The following is a 1013-nucleotide window of genomic DNA, read 5'->3' as shown; positions in this document are numbered from 1 at the left end:
ATGTCGGCAGTCATGAGGATAGGGTAGCTGTACAGGCCCATTTCCACGCCATGATCCAGATCTTCCTGACCGTTTTCGGTATTTGCCTGCACTGCGGCTTTATAAGCGTGAGCGCGGTTCATCAGGCCTTTTGCAGTGATACAGGTCAGAATCCAGTTCAACTCCATCACTTCGGGAATATCGCTTTGACGATAGAAAGTAGTCTGTTCCGGATTGAGTCCGCAGGCGAGCCATGTGGCGGCAACAGCTTGAGTAGATTGATGAATCATTTCCGGCTCATGACATTTGATGATGCCATGATAGTCAGCCAAAAAGAGGAATGATTCAGTATTGGAATCTTGCGCTGCGCGGATAGCCGGGCGGATGGCACCGACATAGTTGCCCAAGTGTGGAATACCTGTTGTGGTAACGCCTGTTAAAACTCGTTTTTTGCTCATGAAAGTATCCTTCGGCGCAAAGGCCGTCTGAAAATTAATATGTTGCCGATTATACCTGATTCTTCTTGATTTTTCAGACGGCCTTTTACGTATGGGGTAAATGGAAAAGAAAAGTTATACACATAAAATAATAAAAATTAATCATTATAAAACAACGATATAAATTAAATTTACTATTTAATGAAAAAATAACTCTTGAGTTATCCACATTTGCGCCTATATAGGTTTCAACGGAAATATATTTGTAGAGGAACGTTAAATGAGATTTGATAAATTGACTGCTAAATTTCAGCAAGCTCTGCAAGAAGGTCAAAGCCTGGCTTTGGCTGCGGACAGCAGCTATCTCGAGGCCGGCTTTATCTTAAAAGCATTGCTTGATGATCAAAACAGTGGAGCTGCTGCGTTACTGGCCCATGCGGGCGTGAATGTGCCTCAAGTCAAACAACGTTTGCAGCAGCATTTAAACAGCCTGCCGAAAGTATCCGGCCAGGGTGGCGATATTATGCCCAGCCGTGAGCTGCAAGCTGTATTGAACTTGATGGACAAGGCTGCAACCAAACGCGGCGATGCCTATAT

At 44.3% G+C, this 1013-nt stretch carries 1 protein-coding gene and 1 pseudogene; one reads left to right on the top strand and one right to left on the bottom strand.

All coding sequences use genetic code 11. From position 1 onward, the window contains the following. Positions 1-437, bottom strand: a pseudogene (locus ACTHS3_RS14590) (tryptophan--tRNA ligase); the annotation flags it as partial. A gap of 259 nt (positions 438-696) precedes the next feature. Between ACTHS3_RS14590 and ACTHS3_RS14585 the strand changes: the two are divergent. Next, positions 697-1013: Clp protease N-terminal domain-containing protein (locus ACTHS3_RS14585; protein WP_440368324.1), on the top strand; the 317-nt coding region annotated here is incomplete at its 3' end.

The organism is Neisseria sp. P0009.S007 (assembly GCF_051962515.1).
The sequence above is the reverse complement of the archived record's forward strand: the minus strand, read 5'-3'. Positions and strand labels throughout refer to the sequence as shown.